Source organism: Hwanghaeella grinnelliae, assembly GCF_004005845.1.
Classification (GTDB): domain Bacteria; phylum Pseudomonadota; class Alphaproteobacteria; order UBA8366; family Aestuariispiraceae; genus Hwanghaeella; species Hwanghaeella grinnelliae.
Window position 1 is genome coordinate 2,501 of the sequence record NZ_SADE01000006.1, and the last position, 3,025, is coordinate 5,525.

Annotated in this window: 1 tRNA gene and 2 rRNA genes (1 of these 3 only partly in view); all 3 read left to right on the plus strand. The window is 54.4% G+C overall.

The window, feature by feature from the left end:
* Positions 1-2,466, plus strand: a 23S ribosomal RNA gene (locus tag EOI86_RS24425) (it extends 274 nt beyond the left edge of the window).
* Positions 2,467-2,690: 224 nt separating this feature from the next.
* Positions 2,691-2,806, plus strand: a 5S ribosomal RNA gene (gene rrf, locus EOI86_RS24430).
* An 89-nt stretch (positions 2,807-2,895) separates the two neighbouring features.
* Positions 2,896-2,972, plus strand: a tRNA-Met gene (locus EOI86_RS24435).
* The last annotated feature ends 53 nt before the right edge of the window (positions 2,973-3,025 follow it).

Here is a 3,025-nt window from a genome sequence, read left to right on the forward strand (position 1 = left end):
ACGATCAACCGGAAGCGTTTGGAAAGGCGCACCTTAGGGGGTGATAGTCCCGTACGGGTACAGGTTGTTATTGGGCCTTGAGTAAGGCGGGGCACGTGAAACCCTGTCTGAACGTGGGGAGACCACTCTCCAAGCCTAAGTACTCCTATGCGACCGATAGTGAACCAGTACCGTGAGGGAAAGGTGAAAAGCACCCCGACGAGGGGAGTGAAATAGACCCTGAAACCGAATGCCTACAATCAGTGGGAGCCCGAAAGGGTGACCGCGTACCTTTTGTATAATGGGTCAGCGACTTAATCTAACGAGCGAGCTTAAGCCGATAGGTGTAGGCGGAGCGAAAGCGAGTCTTAATAGGGCGTTTTAGTTCGTTGGATTAGACCCGAAGCCGGGTGATCTAGCCATGGGCAGGTTGAAGGTGCGGTAACACGCACTGGAGGACCGAACCCGAGAATGTTGAAAAATTCCGGGATGACCTGTGGCTAGGGGTGAAAGGCTAATCAAACCCGGCAATAGCTGGTTCTCCGCGAAAGCTATTTAGGTAGCGCGTTGTGTCTTACCCTCGGGGGTAGAGCACTGGATGGGGAAGGGGGGCGCGAGCCTTACCAACTCTAACCAAACTCCGAATACCGAGGAGTACAATCACAGCAGACAGACGGCGGGTGCTAAGGTCCGTCGTCAAGAGGGAAACAGCCCTGACCGCCAGCTAAGGTCCCTAAGTTACGGTTAAGTGGGAAAGGATGTGGGAAGGCCAAGACAACCAGGAGGTTGGCTTAGAAGCAGCCACCTTTTAAAGAAAGCGTAATAGCTCACTGGTCTAAATAAGCCGTCCTGCGCCGAAGATGTACCGGGGCTCAAACCGTACACCGAAGCTGCGGATTCCAGTTTACTGGAGTGGTAGCGGAGCGTTCCGTAAGCCTGTGAAGGGATACCCGTGAGGGGTCCTGGAGGTATCGGAAGTGAGAATGCTGACATGAGTAGCGATAAAGAGTGTGAGAAACACTCTCGCCGAAATCCCAAGGGTTCCTGCGTAAAGCTAATCTGCGCAGGGTAAGCCGGCCCCTAAGCCGAGGACGAAAGTCGTAGGCGATGGGAACCAGGTTAATATTCCTGGGCCTTCTGGAAGTGACGAATGGCGTAAATCGTGTGGGCTTATCGGATTGTCCATGCGGTGGTGCTGTTCCAGGAAATAGCTCCAGTTGTAGACCGTACCCTAAACCGACACAGGTGGGATGGTAGAGTATACCAAGGCGCTTGAGAGAACTGCGTTGAAGGAACTCGGCAAAATACTCCCGTAAGTTCGCGAGAAGGGAGACCTCCGTTTGGGCAACCAGGCGGGGGTGGCACAGAAATGGGGGTGGCGACTGTTTACTAAAAACACAGGGCTCTGCGAAGCCGCAAGGCGACGTATAGGGTCTGACGCCTGCCCGGTGCCGGAAGGTTAAAAGGAGATGTGAGAGCGTCGAATTGAAGCCCCGGTAAACGGCGGCCGTAACTATAACGGTCCTAAGGTAGCGAAATTCCTTGTCGGGTAAGTTCCGACCTGCACGAATGGCGTAACGACTGCCCCACTGTCTCCAACGCAGACTCAGCGAAATTGAATTCTCCGTGAAGATGCGGAGTACCCGCGGTTAGACGGAAAGACCCCGTGAACCTTTACTACAGCTTCGCAGTGGCAACAGAACCGTTATGTGTAGGATAGGCGGGAGGCTATGAAGCAGGGACGCTAGTCTTTGTGGAGCCAACCTTGAAATACCGCCCTTGATGCTTTTGTTGTCTAACCGCGGCCCGTGAAACCGGGTCCGGGACCCTGCGTGGTGGGTAGTTTGACTGGGGCGGTCGCCTCCCAAAGAGTAACGGAGGCGCGCGATGGTGGGCTCAGAACGGTCGGAAATCGTTCGATGAGTGCAATGGCATAAGCCCGCCTGACTGTGAGGCCGACAGGCCGAACAGAGACGAAAGTCGGTCATAGTGATCCGGTGGTCCCGAGTGGAAGGGCCATCGCTCAACGGATAAAAGGTACTCCGGGGATAACAGGCTGATACCCCCCAAGAGTCCACATCGACGGGGGTGTTTGGCACCTCGATGTCGGCTCATCTCATCCTGGGGCTGGAGCAGGTCCCAAGGGTATGGCTGTTCGCCATTTAAAGAGGTACGTGAGCTGGGTTTAGAACGTCGTGAGACAGTTCGGTCCCTATCTGCCGTGGGTGTACGAGACTTGAGAGGAGCTGTCCCTAGTACGAGAGGACCGGGATGGACGCACCTCTGGTGGACCTGTTGTCACGCCAGTGGCACAGCAGGGTAGCTATGTGCGGAAAGGATAACCGCTGAAGGCATCTAAGCGGGAAGCCCCCCTCAAAACCAGGTCTCGCTGAGAACCGTGGAAGACCACCACGTTGATAGGCTGCATGTGGAAGCGCGGTAACGTGCGAAGCTGAGCAGTACTAATCATTCGATAGGCTTCAAAATCTTCACCGCATATAGCGGTAAAGACCAACTACGCATTCGTGTCTTTAGACAAAGATGCGAAAACGCTGAGCCGGCTGAAAACATCAGTCGACGCAGAAATGAAGCAAGTACACACAGCATTCGAAAGAATGCGAAACCCGGTAATACGAACAAACACCCAAAATATCTAAAATCTGCAAAATCTACAGCGCGCTTCAACCAAACGTCCTTCTGTTCAAGGACGGCCTGGTGGCTATGGCGGGGGAAGATCCACCCGATCCCATCCCGAACTCGGAAGTGAAAGCCCCCAGCGCCAATGGTACTTCGGCTTAAGCCGCGGGAGAGTAGGTCGCCGCCAGGCCTTCCTTGAACAGAAACGACGCAAAACCAAAAAACGCCAAACACATCACAAGCCAAACGCTACAAAACCCCAACAACACACAAAATATCCGCGGGGTGGAGCAGCCCGGTAGCTCGTCAGGCTCATAACCTGAAGGTCACAGGTTCAAATCCTGTCCCCGCAACCAAACATCAAAGCCCCGCGCAATGCGGGGCTTTTGCTTTGTACAACACCCACCGA